The organism is Candidatus Hydrogenedentota bacterium, from assembly GCA_016791475.1.
Lineage (GTDB): Bacteria > Hydrogenedentota > Hydrogenedentia > Hydrogenedentales > JAEUWI01 > JAEUWI01.
In genome coordinates this window covers 1-576 of record JAEUWI010000363.1, presented here as the reverse complement: position 1 = coordinate 576, position 576 = coordinate 1, and the positions used below count along the sequence as shown (strand labels likewise).

Here is a 576-nt window from a genome sequence, read left to right as displayed (position 1 = left end):
TTTGTGGATGAGGCGGCGGCAAGTCTTTTATAAATCAATTATGCTCTGTCGGGGGCTAAGGCCCCAACAGAGCAGGGAAAAATTAAAAGGAGTCTTATCAAATGGAATTAGCATTAGTTGGTTTGGGAAAAATGGGATTGAACATGGCAACGCGTTTATCGCGCGCGGGTCATCGCGTGGTGGGCTACGCCCGCACCAAGGAGACCGTTGAATCTGCAGTTAAACTTGGTGCAGAAGGCGCGTATTCTTTGGAAGAAGCGGTCGGCAAGCTGACCCAATCGCCAAAGGTCGTTTGGGTGATGGTCCCCTCCGGCAAGACCACCACCGAAACGATCGAGAAGGTCGCCTCTTTATTGAAGAAAGGCGACATCATCATCGACGGCGGCAACTCAAATTACAAAGATACCATTACGCATGCCGCCATGCTCGAAGCCAAAGGCATTGACTTTGTCGACTGCGGCACCAGCGGCGGCATCTGGGGTCTCACCGAAGGTTACAGCTTAATGATCGGCGGCAAGCTGGAGATTACCGAAAAACTTCGCCCGATCTTCGAAACTCTCGCCCCCGGCAAAGAAC

At 52.1% G+C, this 576-nt stretch carries 1 pseudogene; it reads left to right on the top strand.

The annotated features are described in order from the left end of the window. The first annotated feature begins 95 nt into the window (after positions 1-95). A pseudogene (locus tag JNK74_29695) lies at positions 96-576 on the top strand (NAD(P)-binding domain-containing protein).